General features: G+C 60.1%; 20 protein-coding genes. 17 read left to right on the top strand and 3 right to left on the bottom strand.

Going from position 1 to position 24,035, the window contains the following annotated elements; all coding sequences use genetic code 11:
• Window positions 1-4 precede the first annotated feature (4 nt).
• From rnhB to ispD, 9 genes are all read left to right on the top strand, one after another.
• A complete protein-coding gene (rnhB, locus tag CAF77_RS25950) occupies window positions 5-631 on the top strand; it encodes a ribonuclease HII (protein ID WP_064379016.1) in 627 nt (208 codons plus the stop codon).
• 76 nt (window positions 632-707) lie between these two features.
• Window positions 708-4,229 (top strand): DNA polymerase III subunit alpha, encoded by a 3,522-nt coding sequence (gene dnaE, locus CAF77_RS25945; RefSeq protein WP_085655607.1) that lies wholly within the window; start codon window positions 708-710, stop codon window positions 4,227-4,229.
• 139 nt (window positions 4,230-4,368) lie between these two features.
• Window positions 4,369-5,316: an acetyl-CoA carboxylase carboxyltransferase subunit alpha gene (locus CAF77_RS25940; protein WP_064379018.1), complete on the top strand. Its 948-nt coding sequence runs from the start codon at window positions 4,369-4,371 to the stop codon at window positions 5,314-5,316.
• A 147-nt stretch (window positions 5,317-5,463) separates the two neighbouring features.
• Window positions 5,464-6,792 carry a tRNA lysidine(34) synthetase TilS gene (gene tilS / locus CAF77_RS25935; RefSeq protein WP_064379019.1) on the top strand — a complete coding sequence of 443 codons (1,329 nt, stop codon included), beginning with the start codon at window positions 5,464-5,466 and terminating at the stop codon, window positions 6,790-6,792.
• A 274-nt stretch (window positions 6,793-7,066) separates the two neighbouring features.
• Window positions 7,067-8,698, top strand: a complete 1,632-nt coding sequence (locus CAF77_RS25930; protein WP_011332696.1) for a CTP synthase — start codon at window positions 7,067-7,069, stop codon at window positions 8,696-8,698.
• A gap of 5 nt (window positions 8,699-8,703) precedes the next feature.
• Complete coding sequence (kdsA, locus tag CAF77_RS25925; protein WP_007954807.1) at window positions 8,704-9,549, top strand: 3-deoxy-8-phosphooctulonate synthase; 846 nt, start codon at window positions 8,704-8,706, stop codon at window positions 9,547-9,549.
• A 156-nt stretch (window positions 9,550-9,705) separates the two neighbouring features.
• The gene (gene eno / locus CAF77_RS25920) at window positions 9,706-10,995 is read left to right on the top strand and encodes a phosphopyruvate hydratase (RefSeq protein WP_007954808.1); all 1,290 of its coding nucleotides are present in this window, start codon (window positions 9,706-9,708) and stop codon (window positions 10,993-10,995) included.
• 171 nt (window positions 10,996-11,166) lie between these two features.
• The gene (ftsB, locus tag CAF77_RS25915) at window positions 11,167-11,445 is read left to right on the top strand and encodes a cell division protein FtsB (RefSeq protein WP_003222158.1); all 279 of its coding nucleotides are present in this window, start codon (window positions 11,167-11,169) and stop codon (window positions 11,443-11,445) included.
• Window positions 11,442-12,149, top strand: coding sequence for a 2-C-methyl-D-erythritol 4-phosphate cytidylyltransferase (gene ispD / locus CAF77_RS25910; protein WP_064379020.1), 708 nt, complete (start codon window positions 11,442-11,444; stop codon window positions 12,147-12,149). Before ftsB ends, ispD begins: the two co-directional genes overlap by 4 nt.
• Here the strand turns inward: ispD and CAF77_RS25905 are convergent.
• Window positions 12,146-13,042 carry a LysR substrate-binding domain-containing protein gene (locus CAF77_RS25905; protein WP_064379021.1) on the bottom strand — a complete coding sequence of 299 codons (897 nt, stop codon included), beginning with the start codon at window positions 13,040-13,042 and terminating at the stop codon, window positions 12,146-12,148. The genes ispD and CAF77_RS25905 overlap by 4 nt on opposite strands.
• 116 nt (window positions 13,043-13,158) lie before the next feature.
• Between CAF77_RS25905 and CAF77_RS25900 the strand changes: the two genes are divergently transcribed.
• The 8 genes from CAF77_RS25900 (at window position 13,159) to rpoS (ending at window position 20,365) form a co-directional block, all read left to right on the top strand.
• Window positions 13,159-14,271, top strand: a complete 1,113-nt coding sequence (locus CAF77_RS25900; protein WP_064379022.1) for an S-(hydroxymethyl)glutathione dehydrogenase/class III alcohol dehydrogenase — start codon at window positions 13,159-13,161, stop codon at window positions 14,269-14,271.
• 55 nt (window positions 14,272-14,326) lie between these two features.
• Complete coding sequence (fghA, locus tag CAF77_RS25895) at window positions 14,327-15,172, top strand: S-formylglutathione hydrolase (protein ID WP_064379023.1); 846 nt, start codon at window positions 14,327-14,329, stop codon at window positions 15,170-15,172.
• 43 nt (window positions 15,173-15,215) lie between these two features.
• Window positions 15,216-15,689 (top strand): 2-C-methyl-D-erythritol 2,4-cyclodiphosphate synthase, encoded by a 474-nt coding sequence (ispF, locus tag CAF77_RS25890; RefSeq protein ID WP_007954821.1) that lies wholly within the window; start codon window positions 15,216-15,218, stop codon window positions 15,687-15,689.
• Window positions 15,686-16,744 (top strand): tRNA pseudouridine(13) synthase TruD, encoded by a 1,059-nt coding sequence (gene truD, locus CAF77_RS25885; RefSeq protein ID WP_064379024.1) that lies wholly within the window; start codon window positions 15,686-15,688, stop codon window positions 16,742-16,744. The genes ispF and truD overlap by 4 nt, the downstream gene beginning before the upstream one ends.
• Window positions 16,732-17,481, top strand: a complete 750-nt coding sequence (surE, locus tag CAF77_RS25880; RefSeq protein ID WP_064379025.1) for a 5'/3'-nucleotidase SurE — start codon at window positions 16,732-16,734, stop codon at window positions 17,479-17,481. Before truD ends, surE begins: the two co-directional genes overlap by 13 nt.
• Window positions 17,482-17,522: 41 nt before the next feature.
• A complete protein-coding gene (locus CAF77_RS25875; protein WP_170844894.1) occupies window positions 17,523-18,158 on the top strand; it encodes a protein-L-isoaspartate(D-aspartate) O-methyltransferase in 636 nt (211 codons plus the stop codon).
• 211 nt (window positions 18,159-18,369) lie between these two features.
• Entirely contained in the window at window positions 18,370-19,251 is an 882-nt protein-coding gene (locus CAF77_RS25870) for a peptidoglycan DD-metalloendopeptidase family protein (RefSeq protein WP_084776899.1), read from the top strand.
• Between the two features lie 106 nt (window positions 19,252-19,357).
• Entirely contained in the window at window positions 19,358-20,365 is a 1,008-nt protein-coding gene (gene rpoS, locus CAF77_RS25865; protein WP_007954831.1) for an RNA polymerase sigma factor RpoS, read from the top strand.
• A gap of 488 nt (window positions 20,366-20,853) precedes the next feature.
• On the opposite strand, the gene fdxA is transcribed toward rpoS, so the two are convergent.
• A complete protein-coding gene (gene fdxA / locus CAF77_RS25855) occupies window positions 20,854-21,177 on the bottom strand; it encodes a ferredoxin FdxA (protein WP_007908827.1) in 324 nt (107 codons plus the stop codon).
• A gap of 163 nt (window positions 21,178-21,340) precedes the next feature.
• Window positions 21,341-23,923: a DNA mismatch repair protein MutS gene (gene mutS / locus CAF77_RS25850; protein ID WP_064379026.1), complete on the bottom strand. Its 2,583-nt coding sequence runs from the start codon at window positions 23,921-23,923 to the stop codon at window positions 21,341-21,343.
• Between the last annotated feature and the right edge of the window lie 112 nt (window positions 23,924-24,035).

Genomic DNA, 24,035 nt, shown 5'->3' with positions numbered 1-24,035 from the left:
AAGCATGCAGATGGGCCTGGATTTCACCCTGGTCGCCGAAGTCGAAGAACTGGTGGCCGGCGTCGATGAAGTCGGTCGTGGCCCGCTGTGCGGCGCGGTCGTCACGGCAGCGGTTATCCTCGATCCGAATCGCCCGATCCTCGGTCTCAACGACTCGAAGAAACTCACCGAAGCCAAGCGCGAGAAACTCTACGACGAAATCTGCGAGAAGGCGCTCAGTTGGTGCATCGCCCGCGCCGAAGTCGAAGAAATCGACGAGCTGAACATCCTTCACGCCACCATGCTGGCGATGCAGCGCGCGGTCGCTGGCCTGCACATCCAGCCGAAACTGGCGATGATCGACGGCAACCGCTGTCCGAAACTGCCAATGCGTTCCGAAGCCGTGGTGCAGGGCGACGGCAAGGTGCCGGCGATTGCAGCAGCATCGATTCTGGCCAAGGTCAGCCGCGACCGCGAGATGGCGGCGTTCGAATTGATCTACCCGGGTTACGGCATCGGCGGCCATAAAGGCTATCCGACCCCCGTTCATCTGGAAGCGCTGTCACGCCTCGGGCCGACGCCGATTCACCGGCGTTCGTTTGCCCCGGTGCGGCAGGCTTATGAAGCGCTCGAAGGCCTGACGCAGGTTTAGCGGCAAGGCTGATGTTTTGTTCAGGGCCCGGTACAATCCGGGCCTTGTTGTCTCTATGTAACTGGACAGGATCACTATGCCGGCTTCATTCGTTCATCTACGCCTGCACACTGAATACTCCCTGGTCGACGGGCTGGTGCGGATCAAGCCGCTGGTCAAGGCCCTGACCGGCATGGGCATGCCGGCCGTAGCGGTGACCGACCAGAACAACATGTGTTCGCTGGTCAAATTCTATAAAAACGCCATGGGTGCCGGGATCAAGCCGATCTGCGGCGCCGACCTGTGGCTGTCGAACAAGGACCCGGACGGGCCGCTGAGCCGGATCAGCCTGCTGGTCATGAATGCCCAGGGCTATCGCAACCTGACCGAGCTGATTTCCCGTGGCTTCATCGACGGTCAGCGTAACGGCATGGTCATCATCGAGCGCGAGTGGGTCGCCGAGGCCAACGAAGGCCTGATCATGCTGTCCGCCGCCAAAGAAGGCGAGATCGGCATGGCCATGATCGGCGGCAACCCCGCCGAAGCCGAGGCGCTGGCCCGCGAATGGATGGCGGTGTTCCCGGATCGTTTCTATCTGGAAATTCAGCGTACCAACCGTCCGAACGACGAAGAGCAGTTGCACGGTGCCGTCGCCCTGGCCGAAAAGCTCGGCGCGCCGTTGGTAGCTACGAACGACGTACGCTTCATCAAGCAGGAAGACTTCGCCGCCCACGAAACCCGTGTCTGCATCGGTGAGGGCCGGGCCCTCGACGATCCACGGCGATCCAAGAACTACAGCGACCAGCAGTACCTGAAAAGCGCCGAGGAAATGGCCGAGCTGTTCAGCGACCTGCCCGATGCGATCGAGAACACCGTCGAGATCGCCAAGCGATGCAACATCGACGTGAAACTGGGCAAGCACTTCCTGCCGGATTACCCGATTCCCGATGGCATGACCATTGACGAGTATTTCCGCAAGGTCTCGTTCGATGGTCTGGAAGAGCGCCTCAGCGTGCTGCTGCCCAAGGACACCACCGAGGATTACGAGGCCAAGCGTCAGGTCTACGTCGACCGGCTGAATTTCGAGCTGGATATCATCATCCAGATGGGGTTCCCCGGTTACTTCCTGATCGTGATGGACTTTATCCAGTGGGCCAAGAACAACGGTGTTCCGGTGGGCCCAGGCCGGGGGTCGGGTGCCGGATCGCTGGTGGCCTATGTACAGAAGATCACCGACCTCGACCCGCTGGAATATGACCTGCTGTTCGAACGTTTCCTCAACCCGGAACGGGTATCGATGCCCGACTTCGACGTCGACTTCTGCATGGACGGTCGCGACCGGGTGATCGATTACGTGGCCGAAAAGTACGGCCGCAACGCGGTGAGCCAGATCATCACCTTCGGTTCCATGGCGGCGAAGGCTGTGGTCCGCGACGTGGCGCGGGCCCAGGGCAAATCGTTCGGCCTGGCGGATCGCCTGTCGAAGATGATTCCGTTCGAAGTCGGCATGACCCTGGAAAAAGCCTACGAGCAGGAAGAAATCCTGCGCGATTTCATCAAGGTCGATGAGGAAGCGGCGGAAATCTGGGAGATGGCGCGCAAGCTCGAAGGCGTGGTGCGTAACGTCGGTAAACACGCCGGTGGTGTGGTGATCGCGCCGACCAAGCTGACCGACTTCTCGCCGATCTATTGCGACGAGGCCGGCGACGGTCTGGTGACCCAGTTCGACAAGGACGACGTCGAGGCGGCCGGTCTGGTGAAGTTCGACTTCCTCGGTCTGCGGACCCTGACGATCATCGACTGGGCGCTGAAGACCATCAACCGCGACCGCGCCAAGGTCAACGAGCCGCCGCTGGACATCGCTTTCATCCCGCTGGATGACAAGCCGACCTATCAGCTGCTGCAAAAAGCTGAAACCACCGCAGTGTTCCAGCTTGAATCCCGCGGGATGAAAGAGCTGATCAAAAAGCTCAAGCCCGACTGCCTCGAAGACTTGATCGCACTGGTGGCCCTGTTCCGTCCGGGGCCGCTGCAATCGGGCATGGTGGATGACTTCATCAACCGTAAGCACGGTCGCGCGGAACTGGCGTATCCGCACCCGGATTACCAGTACGAAGGCCTGCAGCCGGTACTGGCACCGACCTACGGCATCATCCTGTATCAGGAACAGGTGATGCAGATCGCCCAGGTCATGGCCGGTTATACCCTCGGTGGCGCGGACATGCTGCGTCGGGCGATGGGTAAGAAGAAGCCCGAGGAAATGGCCAAGCAGCGCGGCGGTTTCATTGAGGGTTGTGCGTCGAACAATATCGACGCGGATCTGGCCGGTAACATTTTCGACCTGGTGGAAAAGTTCGCCGGTTACGGCTTCAACAAATCCCACTCCGCCGCCTACGGCCTGGTCTCGTATCAGACTGCCTGGCTGAAGGCTCACTACCCGGCGCCGTTCATGGCTGCGGTACTGTCGGCGGACATGCACAACACCGACAAGGTCGTGACCTTGATCGAGGAAGTGCGCACGATGAAGCTGCGCCTCGACGCGCCGGACGTGAACACTTCGGAGTTCAAGTTCACGGTGAACGACGAGGGCCGCATCGTATACGGCCTGGGCGCGATCAAAGGCGTCGGTGAGGGCCCGGTGGAAGCAATCACCGAGGCCCGTCAGGCCGGTCCGTTCAAGGACCTGTTCGACTTCTGCGCCCGGGTCGACCTCAAACGTATCAACAAGCGCACGCTGGACGGACTGATCCGCAGCGGTGCGCTGGATCGCCTCGGCCCGTATTTCCACGACGAACAAAAGGCTTATCAGGCCAACATCGACCGCAACCGCGCCGTGCTGCTGGCGGCGATGGAAGAGGCGATCAAGTCGGCCGAGCAGACCGCGCGCACCCGCGACAGTGGCCACGCCGACCTGTTTGGCGGGCTGTTCGTCGAGGAAGACGCGGACGTTTACGCGGTTCATCGCAAGGCGAAAGAGCTGACCCTCAAAGAGCGGCTCAAAGGTGAAAAAGACACCTTGGGCCTGTACCTGACCGGTCACCCGATCGACGAGTACGAAGGCGAAATCCGCCGTTTCGCCCGTCAGCGCATCATCGACCTGAAACCGGCCCGGGATACCCAGACCGTGGCGGGGATGATCATCGCCCTGCGGGTGATGAAGAACAAAAAGGGCGACAAGATGGGCTTCATCACCCTCGACGACCGCTCCGGGCGTATCGAGGCTTCGCTGTTCGCCGATGCGTTCCACTCCGCACAGTCGCTGCTTCAGACCGATGCGATGGTGGTGGTCGAAGGCGAGGTCAGCAACGACGACTTCTCCGGCGGCCTGCGGCTGCGGGTCAAGCGGGTGATGAGCATGGAAGATGCGCGCACCAACCTGGCCGAGAGCCTGCGCCTGAAGTTGCAGACCCAGGACCTGAAAGGCGATCAGCTACGCTGGTTGGGTGATTTGCTCAAGCGTCATCGCGGGGCGTGCCCGATCACCATGGAATACACCAGCCCCGACGCCAAGACCTTGCTGCAGTTTGGCGAGACCTGGCGGATCGACCCGGCGGATGCCTTGATTCAAGCCCTGCGTGACCAGTTCGGGCGAGACAACGTCTTCCTCCAATACCGTTGACCGGGAGGTGCCATCAAAGCGCCTGCCCACAACCTGAATTTTTAATCTCGACCTCAGCGCGCCTCTCCCTTAAGGTAGGGCGCGAATAGACAACCGGCCGGCCCAAGCTCATTTGGGACACGACCCAAGACGGACGCCTATGAACCCGAATTTTCTAGATTTCGAACAGCCGATCGCCGACCTGCAAGCCAAGATCGAAGAGTTGCGCTTGGTCGGTAATGACAATTCGCTGAATATCGGCGATGAGATCTCCCGCCTGCAGGACAAGAGCAAGACGCTCACCGAAGACATCTTCGGCAAGCTGACCAGCTGGCAGATCGCACGTCTGGCGCGTCACCCGAAACGTCCTTACACCCTGGACTATATCGACCACATCTTCACCGAGTTCGACGAACTGCACGGTGACCGTCACTTCTCCGACGACGCGGCCATTGTGGGCGGCGTGGCACGTCTGGAAGACCAGCCAGTGATGGTGATCGGTCACCAGAAGGGCCGTGAAGTACGTGAAAAGGTACGCCGCAACTTCGGCATGCCGCGTCCGGAAGGCTACCGCAAGGCTTGCCGCCTGATGGAAATGGCCGAGCGATTCAAGATGCCGATCCTGACCTTCATCGATACCCCGGGCGCCTACCCCGGGATCGACGCCGAAGAGCGCAACCAGAGCGAAGCGATTGCCTGGAACCTGCGTGTCATGGCTCGCCTGAAAACCCCGATCATCGCCACCGTGATTGGTGAAGGTGGTTCCGGTGGTGCACTGGCAATCGGTGTGTGCGACCAGTTGAACATGCTGCAGTACTCGACCTACGCGGTGATCTCGCCGGAAGGTTGCGCTTCGATTCTGTGGAAAACCGCAGAGAAGGCGCCGGATGCTGCCGAGGCGATGGGCATCACCGCCGAGCGTCTGAAAGGCCTGGGCATCGTCGACAAGGTGATCAGCGAGCCTCTGGGCGGCGCCCACCGTGATCCGGCCGCCGCTGCGGCCTCGATCCGCGCCGAGCTGAGCTCGCAACTGGCGATGCTGAAGAAGTTCGACAACGAAGCGCTGCTCAAGCGTCGTTACGATCGTCTGATGAGCTACGGTCTCTGATCGAACGCCGTTCTGGCTGACAATGCAAAACACTGTGGGAGCGGGCTTGCCCGCGAATGCGATGTAACATTCAACGACTGTGTTGGCTGTTTCAGCGCTTTCGCGAGCAAGCCCGCTCCCACATTTGGTTTGTGAAAAGGTAGAAAAATGGGTCAGCCCTCGATTGATTTGCCTTCCAGGCTTCTGCGCAATCTCAAGCCCTGGCTCGGTGCTTCCCATTGGCGCATCGCCTTCTCCGGTGGCCTCGATTCCACCGTTCTGCTGCACCTCCTGGCCAAACTCGCCAAAACCCAATCCATTCCGGCGCTAAGCGCCATCCATGTCCATCACGGCCTTCAGGCTGTGGCCGACGCGTGGCCGGCGCATTGTCAGGCTGTCTGCGATGAGCTGGCGGTGCCGTTGCAAGTGGTGCGTGTGCAGGTGCCGCCGGGGGCGAGTCTGGAGCGGGCGGCGCGGGATGCGCGCTACGCAGCGTTCATTGCGGCGACCCAGGCCGAGGATGTGCTGCTGACCGGGCAGCATCGCGACGATCAGGCTGAAACACTGTTGTTCCGGCTGTTGCGTGGCGCCGGGGTCAGAGGTCTCTCAGGCATGCCAGTCCAGCGAGCGCTGGGGCAGGGCAGTCTGGTTCGGCCGTTGCTCGACGTCACGCGTGCCGAGCTGGCAGCCTATGCGCAGGACCACGGCCTGCGCTGGGTCGAGGACCCTTCGAATCAGGATCGACAGTTTTCGCGCAACTATCTACGGCATCAGGTTCTGCCGTTGCTGAGCGGTCGCTGGCCTCAGGCGCACGCCAGCATGGCCCGCAGCGCGGCGCATCTGCGTGAGGCGCAAGGTTTGCTCGATGAGCTGGCGCAAATCGATCTGGCTACTGCGAAATTGCCCGCTGAGTTCGAGTGGTCGGGATTGCCGTCACTGGAGTTTTCGGCCATCGCAGGGTTGTCCGATGCCCGTCAGCGAAATGCACTCAGCCACTGGCTTGAGCCGTTGACCCGACTGCCGGATACCGACCATTGGTCGGGTTGGACGGATCTGCGGGACGCCGGTAGCGATGCCTCGCCGATCTGGCGTCTGGCGGATGGCGAGCTGCACCGAAGCGCCGGTCGCCTGTGGTGGCTCAGCGGGCAATGGTTGCGCGCGCCGGTAGTCAGCGGCGACTGGCACGAGCCATCGCTGGCGCTACGCTTGCCCGATAACGGACGTGTCATGTTCAGCGGTCAGACTCCCGTCGGGCCGCTGCAAATCCGCTATCGGCAGGGCGGCGAGGTGATGCATCTGGAGGATCGCGGTCATCGTGATCTCAAGCGCCTGCTCAATGAGCGCGCGGTGCCGGGCTTCGTGCGTGGCAGATTGCCGCTGCTGTTTCGCGGTAAGGAATTGCTCGCCGTGGCGAACCTGCCGGGGCTCGACGGCAATGCGCTGGAGGGCTGGCGATTGCATTGGCAGCCTTCTGACGAAGATCAAGGTTTGAGATGAAGGGGGCATTCCGGTAGACTACGCTCCCTTCTTGATACAACTTCTGTGGATTCGCCTGAATTGCAGGAGTTGCCGATTACCAAGCAGTCTTTGCTGGGCGATTCCAAAAAATGTGTAGCGAGCAACGTACCGGTGTTTTCACTTCCGGTCTGTCCCAACGCGGCGGTTTTTTTGAAAGGTGCACTGTGATTAATGCAGGTGATCGGGGGCTTCGGCCTTCCTTCGCTTTCCCCGGCGGCTCGGACCGCTTTAACGCAGACTTCTAGGGTTTTTCATGACGCGCTACATATTCGTCACGGGCGGTGTTGTTTCTTCTTTGGGGAAAGGCATTGCATCGGCTTCATTGGCGGCCATCCTGGAGGCGCGGGGGCTTAAGGTCACCATGCTGAAGCTGGATCCGTACATCAACGTCGACCCGGGCACCATGAGCCCGTTCCAGCACGGTGAAGTGTTCGTCACCCACGACGGCGCCGAGACCGACCTGGACCTGGGCCACTACGAGCGGTTCATCCGCACGACCATGACCCAGAACAACAACTTCACCACCGGCCGTGTCTACGAGCACGTGCTGCGCAAAGAGCGCCGTGGTGACTACCTGGGTGCAACCATCCAGGTGATTCCGCACATCACCGACGAAATCAAGCGTCGCATCATCAAGGGCGCCGGCGATGCCGACGTGGCCCTGGTGGAAATCGGCGGTACCGTTGGCGACATCGAATCGCAACCGTTCCTCGAAGCCATCCGCCAGTTGCGTGTGGAAGTCGGTTCCAAGCGCGCGATGCTGATGCACCTGACCCTGGTTCCGTACATCGCCACTGCGGGCGAGACCAAGACCAAGCCGACCCAGCACTCCGTAAAAGAGCTGCGTTCGATCGGTCTGCAGCCAGACGTGCTGATCTGCCGCTCCGACCATCCGGTGGATGTGTCGTCGCGTCGCAAGATCGCGCTGTTCACCAACGTTGAAGAGCGTGCGGTGATCTCCCTGGAAGACGTCGACACCATCTACAAGATCCCGGCCGTGCTGCACGCTCAGGGTCTGGACGATTTCGTCGTCGAGCGTTTCGGCCTGCAATGCAATGGCGCCGACCTGTCCGAGTGGGAAAAGGTTGTCGATGCCAAGCTGAACCCGGAGCACGAAGTCACCATCGCGATGGTCGGCAAGTACATGGAGCTGCTGGACGCCTACAAGTCGCTGATCGAGGCGATGAGTCACGCCGGCATCACCAACCGCACCAAGGTCAACCTGCGCTACATCGATTCCGAAGACATCGAAAACCAGGGCACCGCGCTGCTGGAAGGCGTCGACGCGATCCTCGTACCGGGCGGCTTCGGTCTGCGAGGCGTGGAAGGCAAGATCACCGCCGTTCAGTACGCTCGTGAAAACAAGGTTCCGTACCTGGGTATCTGCCTGGGCATGCAAGTGGCGGTCATCGAGTTCGCCCGTAACGTGCTGGGCTGGAAAGACGCCAACTCCACCGAGTTCGATCGTGCCAGCGGCCACCCGGTTGTCGGTCTGATCACCGAGTGGGAAGACGCCACCGGTGCCGTTGAAGTGCGTACCGAAGCGTCCGACCTGGGCGGCACCATGCGCCTCGGCGCTCAGGAATGCCTGCTCGAAGCCGGCTCCAAGGTGCACGACTGCTACGGCAAGGATGTGATTGTCGAGCGTCACCGTCACCGTTACGAAGTGAACAACAACCTGCTGCCGCAAATCATCGAGGCCGGCCTGAAGATTTCCGGTCGTTCTTCCGATGCAGCGCTGGTTGAAGTGGTCGAAGCACCGGATCATCCATGGTTCGTCGCTTGCCAGTTCCACCCTGAGTTCACCTCGACGCCACGCGATGGCCATCCGCTGTTCAGCGGCTTCGTCAAAGCGGCATTGGCTCAACACCAGAAGAAGGCGTAACCCCGATGGCACAGAAGATCATCCGCGTCGGCGACATCGAGATTGCCAACGATAAACCCATGGTGCTGTTCGGCGGCATGAACGTGCTGGAAAGCCGTGACATGGCCATGCAGGTTTGCGAAGAGTACGTGAAGGTCACCGAAAAACTCGGTATCCCTTACGTGTTCAAGGCCAGCTTCGACAAGGCCAACCGTTCTTCTGTGACCTCCTATCGCGGTCCTGGCCTGGAAGAGGGCATGCGCATCTTCCAGGACATCAAACAAGCCTTCGGCGTGCCGATCATCACCGACGTCCACGAGCCTGACCAGGCTGCGGTCGTCGCCGAGGTCTGCGACATCATCCAGCTGCCGGCCTTCCTGTCGCGCCAGACCGATCTGGTCGTCGCGATGGCCAAGACCAACGCAGTGATCAACATCAAGAAAGCCCAGTTCCTCGCGCCTCAGGAAATGAAACACATCCTGAACAAGTGCGTGGAAGCGGGTAACGATCAGTTGATCCTCTGCGAACGTGGTTCGAGCTTCGGCTACAACAACCTCGTGGTTGACATGCTCGGCTTCGGCATCATGAAGCAGTTCGAGTACCCGGTATTCTTCGACGTGACCCATTCGCTGCAAATGCCTGGCGGTCGTTCCGACTCCGCCGGCGGTCGCCGCGCCCAGGTCACCGACCTGGCCAAGGCTGGCATGAGCCAGTCGCTGGCGGGGCTGTTCCTCGAAGCGCACCCGGATCCGGACAACGCCAAATGCGACGGCCCTTGCGCCTTGCGTCTGGACAAACTGGAGCCATTCCTGGCCCAGCTCAAAGCCCTGGACGAACTGGTGAAGAGTTTTCCGACGGTAGAAACCGCGTAAACCTCAATTCTCCGGTAAAGTACCGCACGATTTGTCGCTCATGCCCTCGGGTATGAGCGTTGTCGTCTGCAAGCTGCCCGCTGCACACCACTTGCCGACGGTAAAAAGATTTCCTCTAGCTGCGTCGTTTTCGTCAACTTTGGAGTGTTTACAACAATGGCAAAAATCGTCGACATCAAAGGTCGTGAAGTTCTCGACTCCCGTGGCAATCCCACCGTGGAAGCGGACGTGCTTCTCGACAACGGCATCATCGGCAGCGCCTGTGCGCCGTCCGGTGCATCCACTGGCTCGCGTGAAGCGCTCGAGCTGCGTGATGGCGACAAGAGCCGTTACCTGGGCAAGGGCGTGCTCAAGGCGGTAGCCAACATCAACGGTCCGATCCGCGATCTGCTGCTGGGCACCGACCCAAGCGACCAGAAAGCGCTGGATCACGCGATGATCAAGCTCGACGGTACCGAAAACAAAGCGACCCTGGGCGCCAACGCCATCCTCGCCGTGTCCCTGGCTGCGGCCAAGGCGGCTGCACAGGATCAGGACCTGCCGCTGTACGCTCACATCGCCAATCTGAACGGCACCCCGGGTGTGTACTCGATGCCGGTTCCGATGATGAACATCATCAACGGTGGCGAACACGCCGACAACAACGTCGACATCCAGGAATTCATGGTTCAGCCGGTTGGCGCCAAGTCCTTCTCGGAAGGTCTGCGCATGGGTACCGAGATTTTCCATCACCTCAAAGCCGTGCTGAAGGCCCGTGGCCTGAGCACTGCCGTCGGTGACGAAGGCGGTTTCGCGCCGAACCTGGCGTCCAACGAAGACGCACTGAAAGTGATCTCCGAAGCAGTCGCCAACGCTGGTTACAAGCTGGGCACCGACGTGACCCTGGCTCTGGACTGCGCGGCCAGCGAATTCTTCGAAGACGGCAAGTACAACCTGTCCGGCGAAGGCCAGGTGTTCACCGCTGAAGGTTTCGCCGACTACCTCAAAGGTCTGACCGAGCGTTACCCGATCATCTCGATCGAAGACGGTCTGGACGAGTCCGACTGGGCTGGCTGGAAGATCCTCACCGACAAGATCGGCGAGAAGACCCAACTGGTCGGCGACGACCTGTTCGTGACCAACACCAAGATCCTGAAAGAAGGCATCGATAAAAAGATCGCCAACTCGATCCTGATCAAGTTCAACCAGATCGGTACCCTGACCGAAACCCTGGAAGCCATCCAGATGGCCAAGGCTGCCGGTTACACCGCCGTGATCTCGCACCGTTCGGGCGAAACCGAAGATTCGACCATTGCCGACCTGGCCGTGGGTACTTCGGCTGGCCAGATCAAGACCGGTTCGCTGTGCCGTTCCGACCGCGTTTCCAAGTACAACCAACTGCTGCGTATCGAAGAGCAGTTGAATGGCAAGGCCAAGTACAACGGTCGCAGCGAGTTTCGCGGCTGAGCAGTAAATGATAGAAAGACACCGGATTGTGTCGGAAAAGTCGTGACAGCGATGGATTTGCCACTAATCTGATGCCTTATATGCACAAGCCTGGATATTCCAGGCTTCGTGCTATCAGATGCTTCAAAGTTTTTGTGTGGCTGTCTTTTTTCACTGGATACCTGATATTCGATGCGCAGTCCTTACTGGTTGTTTCTCGTCTTGCTCTTGCTGCTGGCCGGTCTGCAGTACCGCCTGTGGGTGGGCAATGGCAGTCTGGCGCAAGTCGCCGAACTGAATCAGCAAATTGCTGATCAACACGCCGAGAACGAAGCCTTGCTGGAGCGCAACCGAGTGATGGACGCTGAAGTCAGCGAGTTGAAGAAAGGCATGGAGACCGTTGAAGAGCGGGCTCGTCACGAATTGGGCATGGTCAAGGACGGCGAAACCCTTTACCAGTTGGCCCAATGATCGATTCCCTGCCGGCCTTCTGGGCCGTGATTCCTGCCGCGGGCGTCGGTGCCCGAATGGCCGCGGACCGTCCCAAGCAATACCTGCAACTGGGCGGGCGCACAATTCTCGAACACAGCCTCGGCTGTTTCCTCGATCACCCGAGCCTCAAGGGCCTGGTGGTCAGTCTTGCCGTCGATGATCCTTATTGGCCGAACCTGGCCAGCGCCAGTGATTCGCGAATTCAGCGGGTCGACGGTGGCGCCGAACGCTCCGGATCGGTGCTCAACGCCTTGCTGCATCTGCATGCGCAAGGTGCCGACGATGAAGACTGGGTGCTGGTGCACGATGCGGCGCGGCCGAACCTGAGCCGTGACGATCTCGACAAATTGCTCGCTGAGCTGACGAACGATCCGGTCGGTGGTTTGCTGGCTGTGCCGGCGAAGGACACTCTCAAGCGGGTCGACAAGCACGGTCGTGTGGTGGAAACCGTCGATCGCAGCGTGATTTGGCAAGCGTACACGCCGCAGATGTTCCGCCTCGGTGCCTTGCACCGCGCACTGGCGGACAGTCTGGTGGCGGATGCCGTGATCACTGATGAAGCTTCGGCGATGGAGTGGGCCGGGTTGGCACCGCGCCTGATCGAAGGCCGTGCGGATAACCTGAAAGTGACCCGCCCGGAAGACCTCGAATGGTTGCGTCAGCGCTGGGCCAATCGTCGTTAAGTCCGATATTCCGGCCGTTCGGCCAAACCTTCCTTGAGAAAATCCACCAGTTTGCGCACCTTGGGCGACAAGTGCCGCTGCTGCGGGTACAGCGCCCACACCGCCGTATTCGGCGGTTGATGCGTCTCCAACAAAGAAACCAACGTACCGCTGTGCAGATGTTCCAGCACGTAATAGTCCGGCAACTGGCACAGTCCGACGCCTTGTAGCGCCGCATCCAGCACCGCTTGCCCACTGTTGCAGCGCCAGTTTCCCTGTACCCGCTGGGAAAATTCCCGCCCGTTTTGTTCAAGCTGCCAGATGTCCGAGCTGCCGATCAGGCAATTGTGCCGTCCCAGTTCCGACAAACTGTGTGGGCGTCCGTACCGTTCAAGGTACGAAGGCGATGCACACAGATACATGCGTCGCGGTGCAAGGCGAGTCGCCACCAGCCGGGAATCCTGAAGTCGGCCAAGACGGATCGCCAGGTCCAGGCCTTCATGTACCAGATCGAGTTGCCGGTTAGTCAGTTCAATATCGATGCGCAGTTGCGGGTAGTGCCCCATGAACCGGGTCACCAGCGGCACGATGAAGCGTTCGCCATAGGCCACGGCGCAGGTCATGCGCAGCATGCCTTTGGGCTCGCTGGTCAGATCGCCGACCGCGCGCAGTGCTTCTTCGCGACCGTCCTGCAGACGCTGACAATGTTGCAGAAAGGTCTGGCCGGCCTCGGTCAGGGTCACGCGCCGGGTACTGCGATACAGCAAACGCGTCTGCAGACGCTCTTCCAGCCGTACGATTTGTCGACTGATGTGTGAGGAAGAAACGCCCAGGCGTTCGGCAGCCGCGGTGAACTGGCTGCATTCGGCAACGGCGACGAACTCGTCGATGCCTTCCCAGCGGTTTTCGGACATGGGGATTATCCCTGTATGGCAATAATGTTTTGCTTTTGTCCGGATTATTCATCAAGCAGCGCTGGACTACACTGACTGTCTGGTTTTTTATTCAATGGATTCACTGGAGAGTCAGCATGATCAAGTCGCGCGCCGCCGTTGCCTTCGAGGCCAAGAAGCCGCTGGAAATCGTAGAAGTCGATGTCGCCATGCCCAAGGCCGGTGAAGTATTGCTGCGCGTGGTGGCTTCCGGCGTTTGCCATACCGATGCGTACACGCTGTCCGGCGCTGACCCGGAAGGTATCTTCCCGTCGATCCTCGGCCACGAAGGCGGCGCAATCGTCGAAGCGATCGGCGAAGGCGTGACATCCGTGGCCGTCGGCGACCACGTGATTCCGCTGTACACCCCGGAATGCGGTCAGTGCAAATTCTGCAAGTCGGGCAAGACCAACCTGTGTCAGGCGATTCGCGCCACCCAGGGCAAGGGCCTGATGCCGGACGGCACTTCGCGCTTTTCCTACAAGGGCCAAACGATTTTCCACTACATGGGTACCTCGACGTTTTCCGAGTACACCGTGCTGCCGGAAATCTCCGTGGCCAGGATCTCCAAGGATGCACCGCTGGAAAAGGTCTGCCTGCTCGGTTGCGGCGTGACCACCGGTATCGGTGCGGTGATCAACACCGCCAAGGTGAAACCGGGTGACACCGTGGCGATTTTCGGCCTCGGCGGCATCGGTCTGTCGGCCGTGATCGGCGCGGTGAAGGCCAAGGCCTCACGGATCATCGCCATCGACATCAACCCGGCCAAGTTCGAAATCGCCAAGCAATTGGGTGCCACCGATTGCGTAAACCCGAAAGACTTCGATCGTCCGATCCAGGAAGTGATCGTCGACATGACCGACGGCGGCGTTGATTTCTCCTTCGAATGCATCGGCAATGTGCAACTGATGCGCGCAGCGCTCGAGTGCTGCCATAAAGGCTGGGGCGAGTCGGTCATCATCGGTGTGGCCGGTGCCGGCCAGGAAATTGCCACCCGTCCGTTCCAGCTGGTGACCGGTCGCGTCTGGCGCGGTTCGGCGTTCGGTGGCGTGCGTGGTCGTACCGAATTGCCAAGCTACGTCGACATGGCGCAAAGCGGCGAAATCCCGCTGGATACTTTCATCACTCACACCATGGGCCTGGAAGACATCAACAAGGCCTTCGACCTGATGCACGAAGGCAAGAGCATCCGTACCGTCATTCATTTCTGATCAATCACGATGCCACGACTGCCGATGTGCAGCCGTGGCTGCGTAGGAGTCCTACATGAGTCTGGAAAACATCTCCTGTCAGAAAAGTTTCGGCGGTTGGCACAAGCGCTATCGCCATCGTTCCGAAGTGCTGGGTTGCGAAATGGTGTTCGCCGTGTACCTGCCGCCGCAGGCAGAGCAGGGCGGCAAGTTGCCGGTGCTGTACTGGCTGTCGGGCCTGACGTGCACGGACGAGAACTTCATGCAGAAGGCCGGTGCCATGCGCATGGCGGCTGAATTGGGGCTGATTATCGTGGCCCCGGACACCAGTCCTCGCGGCCCAGATGTACCGGGCGATCCCGACGGGGCTTGGGATTTCGGCCTCGGTGCCGGGTTCTATCTGAATGCCACGCAGGAACCCTGGTCGCGGCACTATCGGATGCATGACTACGTCGTGCAGGAATTGCCCTCACTGGTTGAAGCGCATTTCCCGGCCTCGGACAAACGCAGCATCAGCGGCCACTCGATGGGCGGTCACGGTGCATTGGTCTGTGCCTTGCGCAATCCAGGGCGTTATCAGTCAGTATCAGCATTCTCTCCGATCAATAATCCGATGGATTGCCCGTGGGGCCAGAAAGCGTTCTCCCGCTATCTGGGCGAAGACCGTTCGAAATGGCGCGAGTGGGATGCCTGTGCGCTGATCGCCGAGACGGACGAAAAGCTGCCATTGCTGGTCGATCAGGGGGATCGCGACGACTTCCTCGCCACCCAGCTCAAACCCGAGGCCCTGCAACAAGCGGCAAAACAGGCGGGGCATCCGCTGACGTTGCGCCTGCAACCGGGCTACGATCACAGCTATTTCTTCATCGCCAGCTTCATTGACGACCACTTGCAGCATCACGCGCGCGCTCTAAAGAGTTAATGCAGGTAGAATCACGCCCTGACAAAATTCGGGGCGTTTTTTTATGCGTATTGGCCACGGCTATGATGTGCACCGTTTCGCTGAAGGCGATTTCATTACTCTGGGCGGCGTGCGAATCGCACACGGCTTCGGGCTGCTCGCTCACTCCGACGGTGACGTCCTGCTGCACGCCTTGAGCGATGCCTTGCTCGGCGCGGCCGCGCTGGGTGATATCGGCAAGCACTTCCCGGACACCGACCCGCAATTCAAGGGTGCCGACAGCCGTGTCCTGCTGCGCCATGTGGTCAGTCTGATCCACGCCAAAGGCTGGAAGGTCGGCAACGTCGACAACACCATCGTTGCCCAGGCTCCGAAAATGGCCCCCCATATCGAATCGATGCGCGCCCTGATTGCCGCGGATCTGCAAGTTGAACTGGACCAAGTGAACGTGAAAGCCACCACCACCGAGAAGCTTGGCTTCGTCGGTCGCGAAGAAGGCATCGCCGTGCATTCCGTTGCCTTGTTGCTGCGCGCATGAACGAACTGCAATTGCTCGGCCCACGGGCCTATGGCGACGCCCTCGGCACTGCGGTACTGAAAGCCATCGCCGAAGATTTTCAGGTCGATGAAGTGCTCGACATTCCGTTCAGCGGTGACGGCGAGCACCTGTGGATCTGGGTGGAAAAGCGTGGCTTGAATACAGAAGAGGCTGCACGCCGTATCGCCAAGGCGGCAGGTGTGCCGCTGCGTACGGTGAGCTATGCCGGTCTGAAGGATCGTCAGGCGCTGACCCGTCAGTGGTTCAGCGTGCAATTGCCGGGCAAGGCCGATCCGGATCTGTCGGCGGCGGAAAACGACACGCTGAAAATCCTCAAGACCACTCGCCACAAGCGCAAGTTGCAACGCGGTGCGCATTCGGCCAACGGTTTCACGTTGCGCCTGACCCAGTTCAATGGCGACAAGGCCGCCATCGACGAGCGTCTGCAACTGATCGCCAAACACGGAATCCCGAATTACTTCGGCGCCCAGCGTTTCGGCCATGACGGTGGCAACGTTGTCGATGCCCGCTCCTGGGCCGCGCGCAAGGCACTGCCGGAGCAGCGCAATGTGCGCTCGCGCCTGCTGTCGACCGCGCGCAGTTTTCTGTTCAATCAGGTGCTCGCAGCACGGGTCGCCGATGGCACGTGGCAGCGCGCCCAGGTCGGCGATCTGCTGGCCTTCACCGACAGCCGCAGCTTTTTCCCGGCCGGTGAGGCCGAGTGCAGCGACCCGCGCCTGGCGATTCTCGACCTGCACCCGACCGGCCCGCAGTGGGGCGAAGGTGACTCGCCGGCGGCCGGGGTTGTCCATGATCTGGAGCAGGGGATTGCCGCACGCGAGGCGGATCTGCGCGATTGGTTGATTAATGCCGGTATGAGCCACGAACGTCGCATCCTGCGGCTGCCCATTGGCGGGTTGACGTGGCATTATCCCGAGCCTGACATTCTGCAACTGGAATTCGTCCTCCCGGCCGGATGCTTCGCCACCGTATTGGTGCGCGAACTCGTTGATCTGGTGCCGGTGGGGCAGACGGACAGCCCATGCGTATTCTGATTTCTAACGACGATGGGGTGACTGCGCCCGGTCTTGCCGCGCTTTATGCTGCGCTGGCGGATTACACCGAGTGCGTGGTTATCGCCCCGGAACAGGACAAGAGCGGTGCCAGCAGTTCGCTGACACTCGACCGTCCGCTGCACCCGCAATACCTGGCCAACGGCTTTATCAGCCTCAATGGCACACCGACCGACTGCGTCCATCTGGGGCTCAACGGTTTGCTTGAACGCGAGCCGGACATGGTGGTGTCGGGGATCAACCTTGGCGCCAACCTGGGGGATGACGTGCTGTATTCCGGGACGGTGGCAGCCGCCCTCGAGGGCCGCTTTCTCGAGCGCCCGTCGTTTGCCTTCTCGCTGGTGTCGCGGCAGGTCGACAACCTGCCCACGGCCGCCTACTTTGCGCGCAAACTGGTCGAGGCCCATGCCGGGCTCGATCTGCCACCGCGCACGGTGTTGAACGTGAACATTCCGAATCTGCCGATCGATCACATTCGCGGCATTCAACTGACCCGTCTCGGCCATCGCGCCCGTGCGGCGGCACCGATGAAAGTCGTGGACCCGCGCGGCAAGGCCGGTTACTGGATCGCTGCGGCAGGGAACGCGGAAGACGGCGGACCGGGCACTGATTTCCATGCAGTGATGCAAGGTTACGTATCCATCACTCCGTTGCAGCTCGATCGCACCTTCAATGATGCCTTCAGAAGTCTCGACGGCTGGCTGGAGGGTCTCAACTGATGGCTCGTGAACAAGACGACAGGCTGCGCAGCGGCATCGGGATGACCTCCCAGCGAACCCGTGAACGCCTGATCCAGCGTCTGTATGAAGAGGGTGTTTCCAACGCCAGCGTGCTGGAAGTGATCCGTCGCACCCCGCGGCACCTGTTCGTCGATGAAGCACTGGCGCATCGCGCCTATGAAGACACCGCGCTGCCGATCGGCAACAACCAGACCATTTCCCAGCCTTATATGGTGGCGCGCATGAGCGAGCTGCTGCTGGAAGCCGGACCGCTGGACAAGGTGCTGGAGATCGGCACCGGTTCCGGTTACCAGACGGCGGTGCTGTCGCAACTGGTCGAGCGGGTGTTCTCGGTGGAGCGCATCAAGGTGCTGCAGGATCGGGCCAAGGAGCGTCTGGTCGAACTCAATCTGCGCAACGTGGTGTTTCGCTGGGGCGATGGCTGGGAGGGCTGGCCGGCGCTGGCGCCGTACAACGGCATTATCGTCACGGCGGTTGCCACCGATGTACCTCAGGCTTTGCTTGATCAACTGGCACCGGGCGGGCGGATGGTGATCCCGGTCGGCTCAGGCGAAGTGCAGCAATTGATGCTGATCGTGCGCGAAGAAAACGGCTTCTCCAGACACGTTCTGGGAGCGGTGCGTTTCGTGCCGTTGCTCAACGGGCCGCTCGCCTGAGCATTTGTTCGAGGCCGCTGAATTCCCGTCGAGCGCGTTTGTCTTACAGCGGCAGCAAATGTTTAAACAGGATGGATCGTCTACAAGCAAACGTGTGCGCCGGGCGATAGCGCTTCTATAAAGGTAAAGCCGGTTGCGCCCGTTATACTTGCGAAGTTTCATGCCGGAATCGGCATTCCACATTTTTCAGCCACCACAAAGGGAGCGGCGGGTGAGTCTCACAGTCATTGCGCAGCGTATGGGTAACACGAGCTTTCAGCGCCTGGTGACTGGCCTTGTCTTGAGCACCTTGCTGGTCGGTTGCTCCAGCACAAAATCGAGCAACGTGCGGGTCGTTGATCGCAACAATGCGGTGGCCCAGCGTCCGGTCGTGACGACCGGGCAGTATGTAGTCCGTCCGGGCGATACTTTGTTTTCCATCGCTTTTCGCTACGGCTGGGACTACAAAGCCCTCGCTGCCCGGAACAATATTCCTACGCCATATACGATCCATCCGGGTCAGACGATTCGCTTCGATGGCCGTACCGGTTCAACGTCGACGGCAGTCGTCACCAACTCCGGTTCTTCAGCGTCTTCGTCCAGCAAAACCACGGTTATCCGGCGCCAGGCAAATGGCACGACGACCACCACAACCACGGGTTCCGGCGCGGCTTCGACGACGGTTGTACCGTCCGTCGCCAACAAGCCAGCACCCGCTCCACTGCCACCACCGGGCCCGGCCCCGACCGGCTGGGGATGGCCATCTAATGGCATTCTCATTGGAAAATTCTCTTCAAACGGTAGTTTGAATAAAGGAATTGATATCGCCGGAGATTTGGGACAGCCTGTTTTAGCTGCGTCTGATGGGACGGTGGTATACGCCGGGAGTGGCTTAAGGGGCTACGGCGAATTGGTCATCATCAAACACAGCGAAACCTACGTCAGTGCTTACGGACACAACCGTCGGCTGTTGGTACGGGAGGGGCAGCAGGTCAAGGTCGGACAGACAATTGCCGAAATGGGGTCAACGGGTACAGACCGGGTGAAACTGCATTTTGAGATTCGCCGACAAGGTAAACCTGTAGATCCGCTGCAGTTCCTGCCAAGACGTTGATTTGCAGACCAGCCTGTTCCGTCACGTAGAGGGGACAGGCTCCAGCGTTGCCAAGGATAAAGGCGTCGCTTGAGCTTGGGGTCGAACTCACCAAAGGACTATAACAATGGCTCTCAGTAAAGAAGTGCCGGAGTTTGACATCGACGATGAGGTTCTCCTGATGGAGACCGGCATCGATTCGGATTCGATGTCGAATGATGAAGGGGCTGCTCCACCTTCCGTTCGTGCCAAATCCAAACACTCCGCTTCGCTTAAACAACACAAGTACATCGACTACACTCGGGCACTCGATGCCACGCAGTTGTACCTCAACGAAATCGGCTTTTCCCCTCTGCTCTCCCCGGAAGAAGAAGTTCATTTTGCGCGCTTGTCGCAAAGTGGCGACCCGGCCGGGCGCAAGCGCATGATCGAAAGTAACCTGCGGCTGGTCGTCAAGATCGCCCGGCGTTACGTCAATCGGGGGCTGTCGCTGCTGGATCTGATCGAAGAGGGCAACCTCGGACTGATCCGAGCGGTGGAAAAGTTCGATCCCGAGCGCGGCTTCCGCTTCTCGACCTACGCAACCTGGTGGATCCGTCAGACCATCGAACGCGCAATCATGAATCAGACCCGGACCATTCGGCTGCCGATTCATGTGGTCAAGGAGCTCAACGTGTACCTGCGGGCTGCACGGGAGCTGACGCAAAAGCTCGACCACGAACCTTCACCCGAAGAAATCGCCAACCTGCTGGAAAAACCGGTGGGCGAGGTCAAGCGCATGCTGGGCCTGAACGAGCGGGTTTCTTCGGTCGACGTCTCGCTGGGTCCGGATTCGGATAAAACCCTGCTGGACACCCTGACGGATGACCGTCCGACCGATCCATGTGAACTGCTGCAGGATGACGATCTGTCGCAGAGCATCGATCAATGGCTCTCGGAACTGACCGACAAGCAACGCGAGGTGGTGGTACGCCGCTTCGGCCTGCGCGGCCACGAGAGCAGCACGCTGGAAGATGTAGGCCTGGAGATCGGCCTGACCCGGGAACGGGTGAGACAGATCCAGGTGGAAGGCCTTAAGCGCCTTCGGGAAATTCTCGAGAAAAACGGCCTGTCGAGCGAGTCGCTGTTTCAATAAGCCGCCCGCCTGACCGCCATGCAGAAAGCCCCGACTGGTTCGGGGCTTTTTGTTTGTGTGCTGAAAGCGGCAGGTATTCCCACCTTGTAGGTTTGCGCTGTAAGCCTTTGCTGACTGTATCGTAAGTGTTCGTGATTTTTACACTGCTGCCGAAGGCGATTGTGCTCATCGCTGATCAATAACATATTGATTTATAAGGTTATATTTTAATGTTAAGGATTTATGACAACAGGATCATGCACTGAGGGCCGGTTGCCCCCTGCGGGGAACTCGTTAGTATCTGGGTTGTGTCGACGGATAGACACGCCCTTCGAGGAAGAGGGGAATGGACATCGCAGGAAGCGATTCATCAGGACGATGAAAAGGAACACAGGGAATAGGGAAAAAATGTGGGCGGGTCAAACCGCCCCTTTTTTTGCCTGAAATAAAGCAAAAACCGGAAAAGCAAAAAGGCCCGCGAGGGGCCTTTTCTTCAAACGCGCGACAGATCAGCGTTCGAGGTCTTTGATCTTGCCTTTGACGCCATCCCACTCTTCGGCATCCGGCAGCGATTCTTTCTTCTCGGTGATATTCGGCCAGATTTCGGCCAACTCGACGTTCAATTGAATGAACTCCTGCATCTCTTCCGGAACTTCGTCCTCGGAGAAAATGGCCACGGCCGGGCATTCCGGTTCGCACAGGGCGCAGTCGATGCACTCATCCGGGTGAATCACCAGGAAATTCGGGCCTTCGTAAAAGCAGTCCACCGGACAGACTTCTACGCAGTCGGTGTACTTGCACTTGATGCAGTTGTCGGTGACGACGAAGGTCATTTCTAATTTTCTCCTCAGGCGGCGGCAGCGTTGCCCCTTCACGGTTGGGGTCGCCAGGTTCGGGAGCGATGTCTGCCGGCCAGGCTATTAGCCAGCAGCATCCCGAACCGCGCGAGATTCTAACAGCTTGAAGCCGTTTGCGTTATATCCGGTTCGTCGGTGCTTAGATCCGGTTCTTAAGTGCATATAACATTTCGAGCGCACGACGCGGTGTAACGTCATCCAGATCCAGTTTGGCCAACTCATCCAGCACCGGATGCGGGAGGCTGGCAAACATGTCGCTCTGTTGCGGCGCTGCCGGTTTGCCCTTGGCGGCCGGTTTCGGCGCCTCATGTGGCAGCGCGGTATCTTCCAGGCGGCTCAAGTGTTCACGCGCACGCACGATAACTTCGCTCGGCACTCCGGCCAGTTGTGCAACCGCAAGGCCATAACTCTGGCTCGCCGGCCCCGGCAACACATGGTGCAGGAAGACGATGCGTTCATTGTGTTCGGTGGCATTGAGGTGCACGTTGGCCACCAGCGGTTCGGCTTCCGGCAACACGGTCAGTTCGAAATAGTGCGTCGCAAACAGAGTATAGGCCCGCAACTGCGCCAAACGCTCCGCCGCCGCCCACGCCAGGGACAGACCATCAAAGGTGCTGGTGCCGCGCCCGACTTCGTCCATCAGCACCAGGCTGCGCTCGGTAGCGTTGTGCAGAATGTTCGCGGTTTCGCTCATTTCCACCATGAAGGTCGAGCGCCCGCCGGCGAGGTCGTCGCTGGAACCGATCCGGGTGAAGATCCGGTCCACCAGCGACAGTTCGCAACTGGCTGCCGGCACGAAGCTGCCGATGTGCGCCAGCAGCACAATCAGTGCAGTCTGGCGCATATAGGTGGATTTACCGCCCATGTTCGGGCCGGTGATCACCAGCATGCGGGTGTTGTCGTCCAGGCTCAGGTCGTTGGCCACGAACGGCGTGGTCAGCACTTGCTCGACCACCGGGTGGCGGCCCTGGGAGATGCGCATGCACGGTTCGCTGACGAACGTCGGGCAATTCAGGTCGAGGTTCAGCGCACGTTCGGCGAGGTTGCTCAGCACGTCCAGTTCGGCGAGAGCCGAGGCGGTGTCCTGCAATGGCGGCAACTGGCTGATCAGATCTTCCAGCAATGCTTCATAAAGCATCTTCTCGCGGGCCAGGGCACGGCTCTTGGCAGACAGTGCCTTGTCTTCAAACTCTTTCAGCTCCGGGGTGATAAAGCGCTCGGCACCTTTGAGGGTCTGGCGGCGGATGTAATCTGCCGGCGCCGATTCAGCCTGTTTGCTAGGCAACTCGATGAAGTAACCGTGGATGCGGTTGTAGCCGACTTTCAGGTTGGCGAGGCCGGTACGGGCCTTCTCCCGGGCTTCCAGATCGATCAGGAACTGGCCGGCGTTCTCGCTCAGCGATTGCAGCTCGTCGAGTTCGCTGTCGTAACCGGTTTTCAGCACGCCGCCGTCGCGGATCACCGCCGGCGGATTGTCGATGATGGCTTTTTCCAGCAGCGCCGCCAGTTCCGGATAAGTGCTGGTGGTGGCCGCCAGGCGTTGCAGGTGCGGCGCTTCCAGGTCAGCCATTGCCACTTGCAGTTCAGGCAACGCGCCGAGTGCATCGCGCAAGCGGGCGAGGTCGCGAGGGCGGGCATTGCGCAGGCCGATCCGCGCCAGAATCCGCTCGATATCGCCGATTTCCTTGAGCTGCGGTTGCAGATTTTCAAAGCGATAGCGGTCGAGCAGGCAAGTGATCGAACTCTGGCGAGCGAGCAGCACGGTCAGATCGCGCAACGGACGGTTGAGCCAACGGGTCAGCAAACGGCTGCCCATGGCGGTCTGGCAACGATCGACAACCGATTGCAGGGTGTTGTCGCGGCCGCCGGCCAGGTTGGTATCGAGTTCGAGGTTACGGCGGCTGGCGCCGTCCAGCACCACGGTGTCGTCCAGCCGTTCATGACGCAGGCTGCGCAGATGGGGCAGGGCGGTGCGCTGAGTTTCCTTGGCATACGCCAGCAGGCAACCGGCGGCGCCGATGGCCAGGGTCAGGGTTTCGCAGCCAAAACCTTTCAGGTCCTGGGTGGAGAATTGCTGGCAGAGACTTTTCAGCGCCGAGTCGCGCTCGAAATCCCACGGTGCACGGCGGCGAACGCCACGGCGTTTTTCCGCCGGCAGATCCTTCGGCCAGTCATCGGGGATCAGCAGCTCGACCGGGTTGACTCGCTCCAGTTCCGCCAGCAGGTTTTCCCAGCCCTTGATCTCCAGCACGGTGAAGTTGCCGCTGGTGATGTCCAGCACGGCCAGGCCGAACAAACGCTCATCGCCCAGCACCGCCGCGATCAGGTTGTCGCGGCGCTCATCGAGCAGCGCCTCATCGCTGACCGTACCCGGGGTGATGATCCGCACCACCTGACGCTCCACCGGGCCCTTGCTGGTGGCCGGGTCGCCAACCTGCTCGCAGATCACGACCGACTCGCCGAGCTTGACCAGCTTCGCCAGATAACCTTCCGCCGCGTGATACGGAATCCCGCACATCGGAATCGCCTGACCCGCCGACTGCCCGCGCGCGGTCAGGGTGATGTCCAGCAACTTGGCCGCCTTCTTCGCGTCTTCGTAGAAGATCTCGTAGAAGTCGCCCATGCGGTAGAACATCAGCTGGTCCGGGTGCTGATTCTTTAGGCGCCAGTACTGCTGCATCATCGGAGTGTGGGAGGACAGGTCGGAGACGGCTTTATTCATCGGATTGTCAGGTAACTCGTTGGAATGTGTGGGGCAAAAGCGCGGCAGTCGCCGGGCTTTTCCGCGATGGGCGCAAGGTTACCATGGGCGGTCTGTCGGACGCAGGCATCGC

The organism is Pseudomonas sp. R15(2017), assembly GCF_002112685.1.
In the GTDB taxonomy this organism is placed as follows: Bacteria; Pseudomonadota; Gammaproteobacteria; order Pseudomonadales; family Pseudomonadaceae; genus Aquipseudomonas; species Aquipseudomonas glycinae.
This window is presented reverse-complemented; position numbering and strand designations above follow the sequence as displayed.